The following is a 14588-nucleotide window of genomic DNA, read 5'->3' as shown; positions in this document are numbered from 1 at the left end:
GGCCGCTCAGACGGTGAGCACCGGCCGGTCGGCGTCGCGCACGACCCGCTCGGCGACGCTGCCGATGCGGTCGGTGCGCGTGTGGCTTCGCCCCTGGTGGCCCAGGACCACGAGGTCGGCGTCGACCTCGTCGGCCCGGGTCAGGATCTCGGCCGCGGGAGCGCCGTGACGGAGGGTCCACGCGGACTCGATGCCGGCGTCGTCGGCCCGCTCGGCGATCGCTTCGAGTTCCGCCTCGCCGCGGTCTTCGAGTTCGTTGATCACGATTTCGGCGCTGCTCAGCGCGGGTTCGCCGTACCGGTGGGTCTCGACGACGTACAGCGAGTCGAGTGTGGCGTCGTAGCGGTCGGCGAGCGACAGCGCGTACTCGACGGCGCGGTTGGCGCGGTCGCTGCCGTCGATCGGAACGAGGATCGTATCGTACATGCGTACCAGCGCAATTCACACCGGAGTCGGAGTTATAGCTTGTACCCCGAGCGGCGGGTCGTCCGTCCGACGGCCGAACGAGAGGACGGTCAGTAGTCCGGCGACCGTCAGGGTGCGAAGAACTGGCCGAGCACCATCGTCGCCCCGTCGTCCGCCCAGACCACCGTGACGATCTCGCCGGAGTGCAGGGGGATCCCGTCGGTCGAGTCGCCGACCGTCACCTCGCCCTCCCAGCCGGGGACGTCGTCGCGTTGCACGTCGCCGGCGAGCGAGACGGCGTCGGCGTCGAAGGCGTCGCCCGAGGCGTGGGTGATCGTGACCGTCTCGGCCGCCGGATCGTAGTCGAATTCGAGGCTGACCATCGGGACGGACGGCGTCGTCGTGGACCCCTCGACGGTGTCCTCCCCGATCGCCGTCTGCGCGCTCGTCGAGGTCCCCTGCAGCGGGGTCTGGACGCCCTCCCAGAACGTCTCGCCGTCGACGGTCGCCGTGACGGTGACCGTCCGTCCGTCGACGGCGACCGAGACGTCCTCGACCGAGTCGTCGAACGTCGGGTCCTCGCGGAGGTCGTCGACGAGCGACTCGATCGCGTCGGCCGAGACCGCGTCAGCGTCGGCGTAGACGAGGACGAGCCCCGTCTCGACGTCCTCGCCGAGGGCGGTCCGCAGGCCGAACGCCGTCAGGTCGCGCAGGGCGTCGCGGACCTCGGGGTCGGCCTGTGCGATCCCCTCCGCGAGCAGGTCCTCGTCGACGGCCGCGCCGGCCCCCATCTCGGCGTCGCCGATGCCGTCGACGAGCGCCCGGACGGCGTCGTCGCTCTCGTAGTACGGCGTCCCGTCGCCGCCGTGGGTGTCGATCGCCGTCTCGACCGCCTCGTCGCTGCGGAGGTCGTCGTCGAGGACGTAGCCGGCGACGACGTGCTCGTCGGTCAGGCCGACCGTGAACGACTGGTAGCGGTCGTCGTCGGCCCCCGACTCCCACGACTCCACCGCTTCCTCGACGTGGTAGCCCTCGTAGCCCTCGTAGGACCACTCGGTCTCCGCGAGGACGTCGGCGTCGGCGTCCGCCTCGAACTCGGCGCGGATCGCCGCCGCGTCGAACGACCCGGAGGCGACGACGGTGGCCCCGTTGCTCGCGAAGTCGCTGCCCGCGAAGCCGACCCCGGTGAGGTGGTCGAACTCCTCGATGTCGACGTTCTCGACCTCCTCGTCGAGCGCCTCGAGTTCGTTCCACACCTCCTCGGGGACGTGCTCTTCGTGTTCGCGGATCGCGTCGACGTCGACCGTGAGGAACCCGTGGCTCCCGACGTCGGTCAGCGTTGTGGGGTCGTACAGCCACGAGAAGTTCGTCGGCGGTCCTCCGTCGCCGCCGACGTCCCCGATCGAATCGATGCACCCGGCCAGCGCGGCCGCGCCGGCGGCGGCGCCGACGCGCAGCAGCGTCCGTCTCGACGTGTCCATGCGTCTTCACTCTCTATCGCCGTCGGATAAAGCTTCCCACCGCCGCGACCGTCTCCAGAACCGATCGGTCGGCCGTCGCGGGCGTGCCGGCGCGCTTTTCGGCGCGGCCGGGGCCCGTCTCGACGCCGGAACTCTCGACGCGCGAGACAGTCACGCGAGATTTAGATAGATTCTTGCGGCCCTGCCGGTATGGATCGTTCATGGCGTACGGACAGTCACGATCCCACGAACGATCGGCGGCGGCGACCGCCGTCAGCACGGTGGTCGCCGCGCTGATCGCCGGCGTGGCCGTCGCCGGCGTCCTCGTCGACACCGGACTGCTGGGGGCACTCGCCGGCCTGTACGGGATCGACGGGACCCTCGGCGGGTGGGCGCTGGTGTTCGCCCACAGCCTCGTCGTCGGCGCCGCATTCGTCGCCGTCCTCACGACCGTCGCGCGGCTCCGGTACGCACCGCTGCCGGTCGTGGCGGCGCTGCGCAGTCCGTTCCTCGGCGCCTGCCTCGGCGTGGCCTACGGCACTCTGCTCTGGCTGGGCGTGGTCGCCTACGGCGTACCCCTCTGGCTCGACGTCGTCGCCGGCATCCCCTACCCGCGTCCGTACCGCCACCTCGAGAGCTACGTCGCGCTCGTCTGGTTCGGCGCCGTCCTCGGGGCGTGGTTCCCCCTCGTCCGGACGGCGCTGGCCCGGGACTGAATCGAGGGTCGCCCGACGCCCACGCACGGTTTTCGACCGGCGAGCGTCGCGGCGGGCGCCGCTCGCGGGTCGCGCTCGAACGACGGATCGGGGTCTCGGATCGGCAGGCGTTCGCGCAGAAAGGAGCGCCGGGGAGCGCCCGTCCACGGTGACAGGCCGTTGATCGGACGGGTACCGCGGTCCCCACGGGGTCGCGACGTCCGCGTGACGCGGGGCGCCCGCGCCGGGCGCGGTCTCCCGCGCCGTGGCCCGGTATCGCCGCGTGCGTCCACGAACGCCGTCACGACTCCGGCAGCGTCCGGTACCGGCGCCTACGCCTCTTCGACTTCGATCTCCTGCTCCGCTTTCTCGTTCGGTTCGTCCTCGTTCCGGCCGAGCAGTCTGTCGATGAGCCGCATATTCGGTGAGCTATACTGGATAGTATTATAGCTTTCTGTGGTTCAATTTGTTCACGGTGGGGTAAATTGTGCTAACGAACGTCGGCGCCGTCGGCGGGTAGCCGCGACGCTCGCGGTGACGGCCCGACGTTCGAGGATCGGTGACGGGCGAGGGCCCGTCGTGTCCGGCCGCCGGGAACAGGGTGGGGAGTCCGGCGGCCGGGACGTGACGTTGGGATCGATGTTCGCGTCGGCGGCGGGACGGGACCGTCGGTCGCGCGTGTGAACGGCCGACGGGACAGGGCCCGTCCGGCCGCCGCCGAGGGCCGTTGCGACGGGGGACCGGAGTCGACGGCTACTCCTCTTCCTCCGGTTCGTCGTCGGTCGATTCGTCGTCTCCGTCGCCGGTCACCCGGTCGAGCAGGTCATTGAGTATGCCCATGGGCAGCGGTAATCTCGACCGACCTTATATTTTTCCATATTCGACTTATTTTACCCCCGTCGAATTCGAGATTACCGGGCAAACACCGGGTTCGGCGGCGGAGGCGGGGCTCTGGGCCGTCGTCGGTGCCAAAACGCGAACCGGTCCGCAGGCGATGCGTCGAGACCGTATCCACCTACCGACTCCCCTGCGAACGGTCCGTAGGTCGGACCCGGACGACATACATCTTTTGGTTATAGCATATACCGATAACCAATGGTTTCGGAATTACCACGCCGTCGCATCCAGCACGAGCACGAGCGCGGCGAGGAAGACGTGCTCGCCGTCGACGACGAAGCCGTAGAAGAGGGGGCCGCGGTCGGGCGTCGCCGCGAGGCAGTACCCGAAGACGTAGGCGGTAAACGCGAGCAAGACGAGGAATCCCCGGCCGAGGACGCCCGCGAGAACGAACCCGAGGACGACGACCGAGACGACGACGGTCGCGGCCGCGGTGGCGATCCGGGTCGCCCGCGGGCCGAACGTGTTGGGGACGGTCCGGATCCCCTCGGCCCGGTCGCCCTCGATGTCCTTGACGTCGAAGACGACGGCGGCGATGGTCAGCACGGCGGTGACGAAGCCGAACAGGAACCGGATCTCGGTCGAGCCGAGAGCGTCGTAGTAGACGCCGACGCCGAGCGGGATCAGCCCCCAGGCGACCCCGACGGTGAGGTTCTTCACGAGGAACAGCCGTTTCAACCCGACCGTCGAGTAGAGGATGGCGACGACGAACGGGACGACCAGCAGCGGGGCGCCGGGGAGGTCCCACACGACCGCCAGCACGAAGACGGCGAGGTAGCAGGCGACCCCGAGGGCGAACAGGACGGGGCCGTACCGCCGCGTGAACGCCGCCCGGCCCGGAACGTTTCGCTCGTCCTCGTCGAGGTCGGCCAGCCGGTTGAAGCTGTAGACGAACAGCGTGACGGCGAAGACGATACAGACGGGCAGGAGCCGGAGCGGGAGGTCGGCGAGGACGACCGTCGTGACCGCGACGCTCGCCGCCGACAGCGAGATGAGGAGGTTGCTGTGTACCAGAAACAGGAGGAGGGTCGTCGGCGACGACGCCCACCGCCGCAGTCCCTGGGAAGTCCGGCTGATCACGGGACGGTTACTCGGACGAAAGAACGGGCGGCGCGGCCTTCAACTCTGGGTTTGCGTCAGGAGCCGTCCCCCGTCGTGACCGTCACGTCCGCCGCGTCGCCGACTCCGTCGAGGGCGTCGACCAGCGCCGCCGCGGCCCCGCCGAGCGCGTCCGGCCGGTCGACCGTCGCGACGGCGAGCGCGGTCGCCGGCTCCCCCTCGAAGACCCCCGGCTGGACGTGCGTGCGGAGGGTCCGGACGCCCGCGACGTCGCGGGCGTCGAGTCGGTCGAGGGCGGCGCTGACGCGGGCGAGGGCGCCGTCGCTCCCCGCCGACGCGTCGACCGTCGCGCGCGCGCCGACGACCGGCCGGCCGTCGGCGGCCGCCGTCCGTGCGCGCAGCGACGCGAGCGTCTCGAAGGGGGCGAGGGCGTCGACGGTCGTGACCAGTTCCGCGACGTCGACGTCGTCGACTCCGTCGCCGCTGGCGACGATCCGTCCCCACCGGTCGTCGCCCTCGACGGGCCGGCCGTCGAGGGCAACCCGGGGGAGCGAGGCGAAGCCGTAGCCCTCGACGAGGGCGTACTCGTGGGCGGGCGCGAGGCGTTCGAGCGCGTCGACGAGACCGAGGCGCTCGCCGGTCGCGAACCAGCCCTCCTCGTCGGTGATCCCGTAGGTCGTCCCCGCGCCGGCCTCCCGGTGGCGTGCGGTGTCTTTGCCCTCGGTGTCGACGTCCGGCGCGTGGGTCATGTGCTTGACCGTCGCGACGGTGCCGCGGTCGGCGAGTCGGGCCGCGAGTCGCTCGACGAGCGTCGTCTTGCCGGAGTCTGAGGGGCCGGTGACGCCGATGACCTGCATACGCGACACTCGGGGCGAGGAGGGGTAGTAGGTAGCGGTCGCTCCCGCGGTTCCGGAACGGGCCGGCGGTGTCGAACGCGGTCGCGGGCACTGGCGCGAGACGAAACTGCCATGATTTAAGCAACGGCGGAACCGCCTTTCGAGTGCGCAATGAAGCTTCACGAGTATCAGGCGAAAGAGGTCTTCGCCGACGCCGGAATCCCGACGCCGGAGTCACAACTGGCGTCGGACGTCGACGGCGCGTTGACCGCGGCCGAGGAGATCGGTTACCCGGTCGCGATCAAGGCGCAGGTACAGGTCGGCGGCCGAGGCAAGGCCGGGGGGATCAAACTCGCCGAGGACGCGGACGAGGCTCGCGAGGCGGCCGAGGCCATCCTCGGGATGGACCTCAAGGGCTACCGCGTCGACCGCGTGCTGGTCGAGGCGGCCGTCGACTTCACCGACGAACTCTACGTCGGGATCACGATGGACCGCGGCGAGGGCAAGCCCGTCGCGATGGTCTCGACCCGCGGCGGGGTCAACATCGAGGAGGTCGCCGCTGAGGACCCCGACGCGATCGCCCGCGAGCACGTCGACCCCGCGTTCGGGATGCACCCCTACCAGGCCCGCAAGGCCGTCTACGACGCCGGCGTCGACCGGGCGGTCGCCCGCGACGTCTCGGGCGTCCTCGCGACGCTGTACGACCTCTGGGACGAGAAGGACGGCTCCGACGCCGAGATCAACCCGCTGATGGTCACGGCCGACGACGAGGTCGTCGCGGCCGACGCCGTGATGAACGTCGACGAGGACGCCCTCTTCCGCCAGCCCGACCTCGCGGAGATGGAAGAGGAGGCGGCCGGCGGCGACGAACTCGAACGGAAGGCCGACGAGTACGACTTCGACTACGTCCGCCTCTCGGGCAACGTCGGCATCATCGGCAACGGCGCGGGGCTCGTGATGACGACCCTCGACCTCGTCGACTACTACGGCGGCGAACCCGCCAACTTCCTCGACGTCGGCGGCGGCGCGAAGGCCGAGCGGATCGCCAACGCCCTGGACATGGTGTTCTCCGACGAGAACGTCGACTCCGTCGTCTTCAACATCTTCGGCGGGATCACCCGCGGCGACGAGGTCGCGAAGGGGATCAACGAGGCGCTCGAACGGTTCGACGAGATCCCAAAGCCCGTGGTCGTCCGCCTCGCGGGGACGAACTGGGAGGAAGGCATGGAGATCCTGAACGAGGACCTCGTGACGGTCGAGGAGACCCTCGAGGACGCGGTTCAGCGTGCCGTCGCGTACGCTGAGGAGGTGAACCAATGAGCGTACTGGTCGACGACGACACGCGCGTGGTGGTACAGGGAATCACCGGCGGCGAGGGCAAGTTCCACGCCGGACAGATGCTCGAGTACGGCACGAACGTCGTGGCCGGCGCCGTCCCCGGCAAGGGCGGTCAGGAGGTCCACGGCGTGCCCGTCTACGACACGGTCCACGAGGCCGTCGCGGAGGAGGACGTCGACGCCTCCGTCGTCTTCGTCCCGCCGGCGTTCGCCGGCGACGCGATGTTCGAGGCCCTCGACACCGACCTCGACCTCGTGGTCGCGATCACCGAGGGCGTCCCGACCCAGGACATGGCGCGCGTGAAAAAGCGCCTCACCGAGACCGACACCCGCCTCGTCGGGCCGAACTGCCCCGGTCTGATCACGCCGGGCGAGGCCAAACTCGGCATCCTGCCGGGCAACATCTTCGCCGACGGCGAGGTCGGCCTCGTCTCCCGCTCGGGCACCCTCACGTACCAGGTCGTCGACAACCTCACCCAGCGCGGGATCGGCCAGACCACCGCCATCGGCATCGGCGGCGACCCGATCATCGGCACCGACTTCGTCGACGCTCTCGAACTGTTCGAGAACGATCCCGAGACCGAAGCGATCGTCATGTGCGGCGAGATCGGCGGCGAGGACGAGGAGGAAGCTGCCCGCTTCATCGACGAACACGTCGACACGCCCGTCGCGGGCTTCATCGCCGGCCGCACCGCCCCGCCGGGCAAGCGCATGGGCCACGCCGGCGCCATCGTCTCCGGTTCCGGCACCGGCACCGCCGAGAGCAAGATCGACGCCCTGAACGACGCGGGCGTCCCCGTCGGCGACACCCCCGAGGAGGTCGCCGACCACATCGAAGAGTTCCTCTCCTGACGCCGCGGTCCGTCTCTCCCTCGTTTTCGCGCCCGACGCGCTACTCGAGTCCGTGAGCCGTGACGACCGCACGCGGCGACCGCTCGCATCCGACGGGTACGACCGAGAGACCGGACGGTCAGAAGGGAAGCTTCGAGCGGAGCCAGGCGAAGAACCCGCCCGACTCGTCGTCGCTCGATTCGTCCGCGTCGACGTCGCTCTCGACGTCGGTGACGACGGACCCGAGGCCGCCCGTCGCGTCGGAATCGCCGTCGTTCGTCGCGTCGGCGTCGTCGCGGGCGCGCTCGTCGCCGGCGGTGGATTCGTCGGCGTCGACGTCGGGTTCGGGATCAGGTTCGGGGTCGGGGTCGGGATCGGCGTCGACGTCGGGGTCGGGGTCGACCTCGATTTCGGGTTCGGATTCGCCGTCGTCGGCGGCCTCGTGGGCAGATCCGTCGTCGAGGTCGACGTCGAGTCCGTCGACGTCGGGTTCGGATTCGCCGTCGACCTCGGGTTCGGCGGCAGGTTCGTCGTCGACGGCTGCGCCGGTCGCCTCGCCGACGTCGAGTTCGGGGCCGGCGTCGGTCGCGGACGCCGCCGCGTCGGCGTCGACGGCGGCAGGTTCGTCGCGTCCGTCGTCCCCCTTCTCGCCCTCGTCGGCGGCCGCCCGGAGTTCGGCGAGTCGCTCGACGGTCTCGTCGACGCCGTCGCCCGTGGCCGTCTCGGCCGCATCGGCGCTCGGGCCCGCCCCCGGTTCGGACCCGGCGTCGTCGGCCGCGTCGACGGCCGTTTCGTCCCCGTCGACCGCGTCGGAACCTCCCGTTTCGGCGTCGTCGGCCGCCGATTCGGCCTCGTCCTCCGCGGCCTCCCCGGACGCGTCCCCGTCGCCGGTGTCGACCCAGAGGAACTCCTCGCCCTCCGTCCGGCCGGTCAGCAGGAGGTCGTCGAGCGCCTCCCCGTCGGCCACGAGGTCGTCGTCCGGTTCGGGGTCGGGGTCGTCGGCGCTGGCGATGATGTCCTCGGGGGTCTCGTCCGCGAGGACGTCGTCGGCCGCGTCGTCGTCGGCCTCCGCGCGAAGCTGGTCGAAGATGTCCGCCGCCGTCTGGTCCTCGACCGCCTCGTCGTCCCCGTCACCCGACGCGTACTCGACCCGCCCCTCGACCGGTTCCGACTCGATCTCGCCGAATAGCTCGTCGGCGCTCGGACCGAGTTCGACCCCCCCGCCGCCCGGCTTCTCGTCGGTCGTGCTGTCGGTCATGTCAGTACGTACCAGCGGTAGAGTGGCCAAAAGATTTAAATTTTGGCATCCGACCGTCGTCGCACCCGAAACGTCACGTCTCCCGACGTGAGACCGCCGATCAACGGCTCGGCGGGGACCCCCGTCGGGCGTCGCAGACGACGCACACCTCGAACGCCGCGGGCGTGCGCGAGCCACACGCCGGACAGGTGACGAGCGTGGCGCCGTCGGACGAGTCCGAGCGGCCGCCGGCGTCTAACGGGTGTGTCACCTCGAGGTCGTGGGTGGCCTGCAGTTCCTGGATGAGCGCGTCGTCCCGGAGGTACTCGAGGCCCCGCAGGAGCAGCAGAAAGCACGCCGTCGGCGCGAACGCTAACACGAGCAGGATCGCGAGCGCCCACAGCAACTCCATGGGGTCGGTTGGAGGCGGTCGCACTTCGGCGTGTCGTCACGCGCGCTGACCTGTCGGCCGGCGCTCACAGCGAGGGGGCCGGCGGTTCGTCGTCGACCGCCTCCCGCGACGCCACCGGATCGGCCGACCGGTCGTCGGCCGCGAGCAGGTACCGCGCGAGTTCGGACTTCCGGTGTTCGACCTCGAGGTGGACCCGCAGGTCGCCCTTCTCGCCGTACGACTCGCCACAGAGCGGGCAGTTGCTACTCGGTGCCATGGTCAGGCGTACCGTCACCGTCGACCGACGTAATACTGTCGTCGGTCGGCGCGGGGACCAGTCCGCTCGCCGACAGTCGACGCCGGCCGCGGCCTCAGAAGAAGTCGTTCAGGCCCGACTGGTCGTCGTCGGTGTCGGCCTCGGCGTCGTCCGCGTCCACGTTGGCGTCTTCGCTCCCGTCCGGCCCGCCCGCGTCGGCGAGGGTCCGCTGGCCGTCGTCGGACTCGTCGTCGCCGTCCGCGTCGCCGGCGTCGTCCGCGCGGGTCGCTCCGTGGAAGGCACTCCCGGAGTGCTCGACGGCCTCCTCCTCGCGTCGTTCCGCGGCCTCCTCGACGATCGACTGGACCTTGTTCGTGTCCGCGCCGCTGCCGGTGATAAACGAGACCTCCTTCGCGTCGAGGTCGTAGGCGGCGGCCATCCGCACCGTGAGGTCGCGGTTCTTGCAGTGGTGGGTCATCGCCGCGAGGAACGGAACGACCTCGTTGCGCGCGGTCGCGACGCTGGCACCCTCGCGCTCGGCGACGCGCTCTGCGATCGCGTCGCGCCGGTCGCGCGTGCCGCGGGTCCGGCCCAGTTTCGACCAGTAACTCGGCGGGCCGTACCGCGTCCACCCCCCTTTCTGCTCGCGGCGGGCGGCCGCGACGCCGGCGGTCATGTTGTCCGAGGCGTACCGCCAGAACGAGTAGTCCTGCGTCGCCCGCACCCGGCCGAGCCAGCGGTCGGCGTTCGAGAGGAACTCGTAGGCGTCGGCCAGTTCCGCCCCCGCGTAGTCCTTCGGGACGTTGTCCTCGATCCAGTTGAGCAGGTCGTCGGGGTTCTCGTCGACGTCGTACGACGCCCGGAGCGCGCCCTCGGCGTCTTCCTCCTTGATGAGCGCGTCGAGGAAGTCGAAGATGCCCTCGGTGCGGTCGCGCTCGCCGGTGACGACGTCGTCGACGGTCAGTTTCTCGGTCTCCTCGGCGATCGCCTGCAGGTCGTTGACCGCCGACCGGAGGTCGCCGCTTGTCGCCTCCGCGATCTTTCGCAGCGCCTCCTCCTCGAACTCGACGCCCTCCTTGCGGCAGATGTCCCGCAGGACGGGGACGATCGACCGCGCGGAGACGTCGCGGAACTCGATCGTCTCGCAGGCGTCGCGCAGCGACTTGCTCATGTCGTAGAACTCGTTTGCGACCAGCACCATCGGCTGGTTCGCGTCCTTGACGACGCGGGTGACCTCCCGCGAGCCCCCGTAGTCGGCGTTGCCGTGGAAGTTGTCCGCCTCGTCGAGGATCACGAGTCGGCGGCCGCCGCTGCCGCCGAACAAGGTGCCGCTCCTGGAGGCCTCGCCCGCGACGCGGTCGATCACCTCGGCCTGCCGGTCGTCGCTGGCGTTGAGTTCCGTCACCGGCCACCCCATGTCGCTGGCCAGCGCGTGCGCCGCCGAGGTCTTCCCGACGCCGGGGCTGCCGTGGACGATCACCGACTGCCGGTGGTCGTCCCACGTCTGCGCCCACTCGCGCAACTGGTCGCGGGCCTTGTCGTTCCCGCGGACCTCCGACAGCGTCGTCGGGCGGTACTTCTCCGTCCAGTCAGTCATGTCGTACGGGTACCGTGTGCGTAGATCGGTCGAACTCGTTCGAGAAGGTCCGTTCGGCGATGGATGTGCGCATACACGGTGTAGTCGCCGAGTCACAAAAAGAAGATTGGGATGCACTCACCGGGGCGTCCCGGCGAGAGCGCCTCGTGGACGCCGTCGGGTTCGACCGCTGTCTCGACGTCGAGACGCCGGGTCCGTCGTCACCTCCGACGGGACGACCCGTCGGCCTACGCTCCCTCCTGGAGGAACCGGCCTTCCTGTTCGTAGATCGCGACCAGTTCCTCGATGAACTCCTCGATCGTCTCGTCCTCTTCGAGGTGGCTTTCGATTCGTTCCGCGAGGGCGTCGTCGAGTTCGATCGTTCGGGCCATCGCGGATACCGACGCTCGCCGGCCGAATAAAGTGCCACCCATCGAAACGTAGCACCTCCGACGTGGCTTCGACGAACCGCGACCGGCGGAGTCGGAACCGGGACGACCGCCACCGTGGTCGTTTCATGTGCGTCGGGAACGTACCGTGACCGGGGATCCGGATGTACTCGACCATTCTCGTTCCGGTAGACGGAAGCGGCGGTGACGACGGCGCGGTGAGCCGAACGTTCGAGTTCGCGCGGCGATTCGGAGCCGCCGTACACGTTCTTCACGTCGTGGACGCCGAACCCGGGCCCGCCGGTCTCGACCGCACGCAGCGTGAACGAGTGCGCCGACCGCTGGAGAAACGGGGACGGCAGGCCACCGCACGAATCGCGGACCGGGCGGCGGAACTCGGCGTCGACGCGACGCGAACCGTCCGCGACGGAACGCCCTCCCGAACGATCCTCGAGTACGCGGACGAGCACGACGTCGATCTGATCGTCATGGGGACCCACGGTCGAACCGGGCCCGAACGAGTGCGACTCGGGAGCACGACCGAACGCGTGATCACCCGGACCGATTCACCGGTGCTTGCCGTCCCGGTGGCCGACGGGGACGGGACCGACGTCGACTCGATCGAGTACGACCGCGTCGTGATCGCGACGGACGGGAGCGACGCCGCCGAGCGCGCCGCCGAACGGGGGCTCGAAACCGCCGAGGCGTACGATTCGGCGGTGTACGTCGCCTACGTCGTCGACGCGACGACGTACGAACTCGCGGACGCGCCGCGGAGCATCGTCGGCCTGCTGAAAGACGGCGGCCGGAACGCCGTGGAATCGATCGCCACGGAGGGGCGCGACCGCGGCCTGTCGGTGGGGATCGACGTTCTCCGGGGGGTCCCCCACGACGAGATCGTCGAGTACGCCGACGGAGTCGGTGGTGATCTCGTCGTGATGGGGACCAGAGGCCGAGGCGGCGCCGCGGGGGGCTTTCTCGGAAGTACGACGGCCCGGGTCCTCCGGCGAACGCCACACCCGATACTGACGGTCGGGTGAGCAGCGACCCCGGAGTCGGCCAGTTCGGAGGGTAGCCGTCACGGACCGCCCCTCCGGACTCAATAGCGTGGCTCTCGAACCATCGTCGATGGGGGCAAACGACAACTCGATCGTCACGGTCGCCGTCGACGGCGTCGAACTCGAGGGGGAGTTGATCGTACCGGACGGAGCGACCGGCCTCGTCCTGTTCGCGCACGGAAGCGGCACAGCAGGCACAGTCCGCGGAACAACTTCGTCGCCGATCACGCGGGCGAGTGGTTCGTGGCCCACCTGCGGTGAGCGCGGATTCGACCCCCGTGTTCGGTTTATGGCGGTCGGAACCGTACCTCGACTCGGGATGACCGTCGACGAACTCGGTGCGTACGGGATCGAACGGATGGACGACGAGGACATCGAGCGCTTCCTCTCGATTCGGAACGTGGGAGTGCTCGGGCTCCCCGCGCCGGGGGTACCGTATCTCCTCCCCATGTCGTTCGGATACGACGGGGGAACGAGTCTCTACTTCTCGTTTCTCGTGGACGAGGACAGCCGGAAGGCGGACCTCGCCGACCGGGCCGACGGCTGTAGCTTCCTCGTCTACAACGCCGAGACGATGTTTCACTGGCGAAGCGTCCTCCTCACGGGGACGGTTCGACGGCTGTCGGAGGACGAACGGGCGGCGCTCTCGGCGTCGCAAACCCCGGCGTGGCGGCCGGAACTGATCCAGACGGCGAGCGAGCGGATCGAGACCGAGTTCTACGAGTTCGAGGTCGACGAGTGGACGGGCCTCAGTCACGCCGTTCGCCCGCCCGCGTACGACGAGCGGTCGAGTAGAGACGCCACGGACTGACGGCGTTCGCTCCCACCCAAGCAACTGATACCGCGGCCGTCGTACCACGGGTACGGACGATGCACACTCCGTCACTGCCGGAGCGATCGATCGAGATGTACGCCTCCGTGACGGATCGCGACCGGATCGAGCGACTGCGAACGCTCGCCGACTCCCTGTCGGACGTCCGGGTCCTCCACGTCAATTCGACGGCGACCGGCGGTGGCGTCGCGGAGTTGCTCCGGTCGATCGTTCCCGTCTGCGAATCGCTCGGCGTCCGCACCGACTGGCTCGCCATGGACGCCACCGACGAGTTCTTCGAGGTGACCAAGGCGATCCACAACGGGCTTCAGGGGACCGAGTCCCCGCTCACCGAGGCGATGAAAGCGACGTATCGCGCGGTGACGGAGCGAAACGCGGCCGAGATCGGGGACGCGTACGATCTCGTCGTGATCCACGACGCACAGCCACTCGGGATGCTCGAGCAGTTCCGAGAGACGATGCCGAACGCGCCCTGCGTCTGGCGCTGTCACGTCGACCTCACCGACCCGGTCGAGGAGTACCTGACGTTCGTCTCCGGCTATACGAGCCGGGTCGATCACGCGATCGTCAGCCGGTCGGCGTACGAGGCGAACGTCGAGGCGCCGACGACGAGCGTCGTCCACCCGTCTATCGATCCCCTCGCGGAGAAGAACCGCTCGCTCGACGAGGAGACGATCGCGGCCGAACGGGACCGGATGGACCCCCTCTCGTTCGACGCGCCGCTCGTGACGCACGTCTCGCGGTTCGACCCGTGGAAGGACCAGTTCGGTACCCTGGAGGCGTTTCGCCGGGCCCGCGAGCGCGTTCCGGGGCTCCAGCTGGCGCTGGCGGGCGGGATGGCCGGCGACGATCCGGAAGGACTGGAGATATACGAACGGGTCGCCGAGGCGGCGGTCGACGATCCGGACGTGCACGTGCTTGCCGACCTCCCCGATACGAGGGTGAACGTCTTACAGCGGGAGTCCGACGTCGTCGTCCAGAAGTCGTTGCGCGAGGGGTTCGGCCTCGTCGTCTCCGAGGCGCTCTGGAAGCGCACGCCCGTCGTCGGCTCGAACGTCGGCGGCATCCCGCTGCAGGTCGAACACGGGCGAAACGGCTACCTCGTCGACCCCGACGACGTCCCGGGCGTCGCCGCTCACCTCGTCACCCTCCTCGAGGACGCGGACCGGCGAACGGCGTTCGGCGCGAACGGGCGAGCGCACGTCCGCGACCGCTTTCTCCTCCCCCGTCAGATCGCGGATCTCTTCGAGGAGTTCGTCGACGTTCTGGACCGCGATCGCTGACGCGACGGCGCCCGGAGGCGTGGCCGCGGACCTACACAATTATCCA

General features: G+C 69.7%; 15 protein-coding genes. 6 read left to right on the top strand and 9 right to left on the bottom strand.

Annotation, left to right across the window (positions count from 1 at the left end):
- Positions 1 to 6 precede the first annotated feature (6 nt).
- Positions 7 to 426: a universal stress protein gene (locus NKG98_RS04565; protein ID WP_254768480.1), complete on the bottom strand. Its 420-nt coding sequence runs from the start codon at positions 424 to 426 to the stop codon at positions 7 to 9.
- A gap of 107 nt (positions 427 to 533) precedes the next feature.
- Positions 534 to 1886, bottom strand: a complete 1353-nt coding sequence (locus NKG98_RS04560; protein WP_254768479.1) for a hypothetical protein — start codon at positions 1884 to 1886, stop codon at positions 534 to 536.
- A gap of 200 nt (positions 1887 to 2086) precedes the next feature.
- Here NKG98_RS04560 and NKG98_RS04555 point away from each other — a divergent pair, with 200 nt between their 5' ends.
- Positions 2087 to 2581, top strand: a complete 495-nt coding sequence (locus NKG98_RS04555; RefSeq protein WP_254768478.1) for a hypothetical protein — start codon at positions 2087 to 2089, stop codon at positions 2579 to 2581.
- 1086 nt (positions 2582 to 3667) lie between these two features.
- Here NKG98_RS04555 and NKG98_RS04550 read toward each other — a convergent pair.
- Positions 3668 to 4537: a UbiA family prenyltransferase gene (locus NKG98_RS04550; RefSeq protein ID WP_425504386.1), complete on the bottom strand. Its 870-nt coding sequence runs from the start codon at positions 4535 to 4537 to the stop codon at positions 3668 to 3670.
- Between the two features lie 56 nt (positions 4538 to 4593).
- Positions 4594 to 5373, bottom strand: coding sequence for a molybdopterin-guanine dinucleotide biosynthesis protein B (mobB, locus tag NKG98_RS04545; protein WP_254768477.1), 780 nt, complete (start codon positions 5371 to 5373; stop codon positions 4594 to 4596).
- A 150-nt stretch (positions 5374 to 5523) separates the two neighbouring features.
- Here mobB and sucC point away from each other — a divergent pair, with 150 nt between their 5' ends.
- Both sucC and sucD read left to right on the top strand, forming a co-directional pair.
- On the top strand, positions 5524 to 6672 hold the full coding sequence (gene sucC, locus NKG98_RS04540; RefSeq protein WP_254768476.1) for an ADP-forming succinate--CoA ligase subunit beta: 1149 nt from the start codon (positions 5524 to 5526) through the stop codon (positions 6670 to 6672).
- A complete protein-coding gene (gene sucD / locus NKG98_RS04535) occupies positions 6669 to 7541 on the top strand; it encodes a succinate--CoA ligase subunit alpha (protein WP_254768475.1) in 873 nt (290 codons plus the stop codon). Before sucC ends, sucD begins: the two co-directional genes overlap by 4 nt.
- Positions 7542 to 7659: 118 nt before the next feature.
- Here the strand turns inward: sucD and NKG98_RS04530 are convergent, their stop codons facing one another.
- The 5 genes from NKG98_RS04530 to NKG98_RS04510 form a co-directional block, all read right to left on the bottom strand.
- Positions 7660 to 8778, bottom strand: coding sequence for a hypothetical protein (locus tag NKG98_RS04530; protein ID WP_254768474.1), 1119 nt, complete (start codon positions 8776 to 8778; stop codon positions 7660 to 7662).
- A 100-nt stretch (positions 8779 to 8878) separates the two neighbouring features.
- Positions 8879 to 9169 (bottom strand): zinc ribbon domain-containing protein, encoded by a 291-nt coding sequence (locus NKG98_RS04525; protein ID WP_254768473.1) that lies wholly within the window; start codon positions 9167 to 9169, stop codon positions 8879 to 8881.
- 64 nt (positions 9170 to 9233) lie between these two features.
- The gene (locus tag NKG98_RS04520; RefSeq protein ID WP_254768472.1) at positions 9234 to 9425 is read right to left on the bottom strand and encodes a C2H2-type zinc finger protein; all 192 of its coding nucleotides are present in this window, start codon (positions 9423 to 9425) and stop codon (positions 9234 to 9236) included.
- A gap of 94 nt (positions 9426 to 9519) precedes the next feature.
- Positions 9520 to 11001 carry a replication factor C large subunit gene (locus NKG98_RS04515; protein ID WP_254768471.1) on the bottom strand — a complete coding sequence of 494 codons (1482 nt, stop codon included), beginning with the start codon at positions 10999 to 11001 and terminating at the stop codon, positions 9520 to 9522.
- 227 nt (positions 11002 to 11228) lie between these two features.
- On the bottom strand, positions 11229 to 11372 hold the full coding sequence (locus NKG98_RS04510) for a DUF7557 family protein (RefSeq protein ID WP_254768470.1): 144 nt from the start codon (positions 11370 to 11372) through the stop codon (positions 11229 to 11231).
- 161 nt (positions 11373 to 11533) lie between these two features.
- Here NKG98_RS04510 and NKG98_RS04505 point away from each other — a divergent pair, with 161 nt between their 5' ends.
- The 3 genes from NKG98_RS04505 to NKG98_RS04490 all read left to right on the top strand — a co-directional run bounded on the left by NKG98_RS04505 (position 11534) and on the right by NKG98_RS04490 (position 14542).
- Entirely contained in the window at positions 11534 to 12409 is an 876-nt protein-coding gene (locus NKG98_RS04505; RefSeq protein WP_254768469.1) for a universal stress protein, read from the top strand.
- 67 nt (positions 12410 to 12476) lie between these two features.
- Positions 12477 to 13238, top strand: coding sequence for a pyridoxamine 5'-phosphate oxidase family protein (locus tag NKG98_RS04495; RefSeq protein WP_425504385.1), 762 nt, complete (start codon positions 12477 to 12479; stop codon positions 13236 to 13238).
- Positions 13239 to 13297: 59 nt separating this feature from the next.
- Positions 13298 to 14542, top strand: coding sequence for a glycosyltransferase (locus NKG98_RS04490; RefSeq protein ID WP_254768468.1), 1245 nt, complete (start codon positions 13298 to 13300; stop codon positions 14540 to 14542).
- The last annotated feature ends 46 nt before the right edge of the window (positions 14543 to 14588 follow it).

The sequence above is a fragment of the Salinilacihabitans rarus genome (assembly GCF_024296665.1).
GTDB classification, from domain to species: domain Archaea; phylum Halobacteriota; class Halobacteria; order Halobacteriales; family Natrialbaceae; genus Salinilacihabitans; species Salinilacihabitans rarus.
Note: the sequence above shows the minus strand (reverse complement) of the source record. Positions and strands in the feature narration are given on the sequence as shown.

Bases quoted from the DNA above. Each gene is read 5' to 3' on its own strand.
- NKG98_RS04565 (WP_254768480.1), bottom strand. From the start codon at position 426: ATGTACGATACGATCCTCGTTCCGATCGACGGCAGCGACCGCGCCAAC.
- NKG98_RS04560 (WP_254768479.1), bottom strand. From the start codon at position 1,886: ATGGACACGTCGAGACGGACGCTGCTGCGCGTCGGCGCCGCCGCCGGC.
- NKG98_RS04555 (WP_254768478.1), top strand. From the start codon at position 2,087: ATGGCGTACGGACAGTCACGATCCCACGAACGATCGGCGGCGGCGACC.
- mobB (WP_254768477.1), bottom strand. From the start codon at position 5,373: ATGCAGGTCATCGGCGTCACCGGCCCCTCAGACTCCGGCAAGACGACG.
- sucC (WP_254768476.1), top strand. From the start codon at position 5,524: ATGAAGCTTCACGAGTATCAGGCGAAAGAGGTCTTCGCCGACGCCGGA.
- sucD (WP_254768475.1), top strand. From the start codon at position 6,669: ATGAGCGTACTGGTCGACGACGACACGCGCGTGGTGGTACAGGGAATC.
- NKG98_RS04530 (WP_254768474.1), bottom strand. From the start codon at position 8,778: ATGACCGACAGCACGACCGACGAGAAGCCGGGCGGCGGGGGGGTCGAA.
- NKG98_RS04525 (WP_254768473.1), bottom strand. From the start codon at position 9,169: ATGGAGTTGCTGTGGGCGCTCGCGATCCTGCTCGTGTTAGCGTTCGCG.
- NKG98_RS04520 (WP_254768472.1), bottom strand. From the start codon at position 9,425: ATGGCACCGAGTAGCAACTGCCCGCTCTGTGGCGAGTCGTACGGCGAG.
- NKG98_RS04515 (WP_254768471.1), bottom strand. From the start codon at position 11,001: ATGACTGACTGGACGGAGAAGTACCGCCCGACGACGCTGTCGGAGGTC.
- NKG98_RS04510 (WP_254768470.1), bottom strand. From the start codon at position 11,372: ATGGCCCGAACGATCGAACTCGACGACGCCCTCGCGGAACGAATCGAA.
- NKG98_RS04505 (WP_254768469.1), top strand. From the start codon at position 11,534: ATGTACTCGACCATTCTCGTTCCGGTAGACGGAAGCGGCGGTGACGAC.
- NKG98_RS04490 (WP_254768468.1), top strand. From the start codon at position 13,298: ATGCACACTCCGTCACTGCCGGAGCGATCGATCGAGATGTACGCCTCC.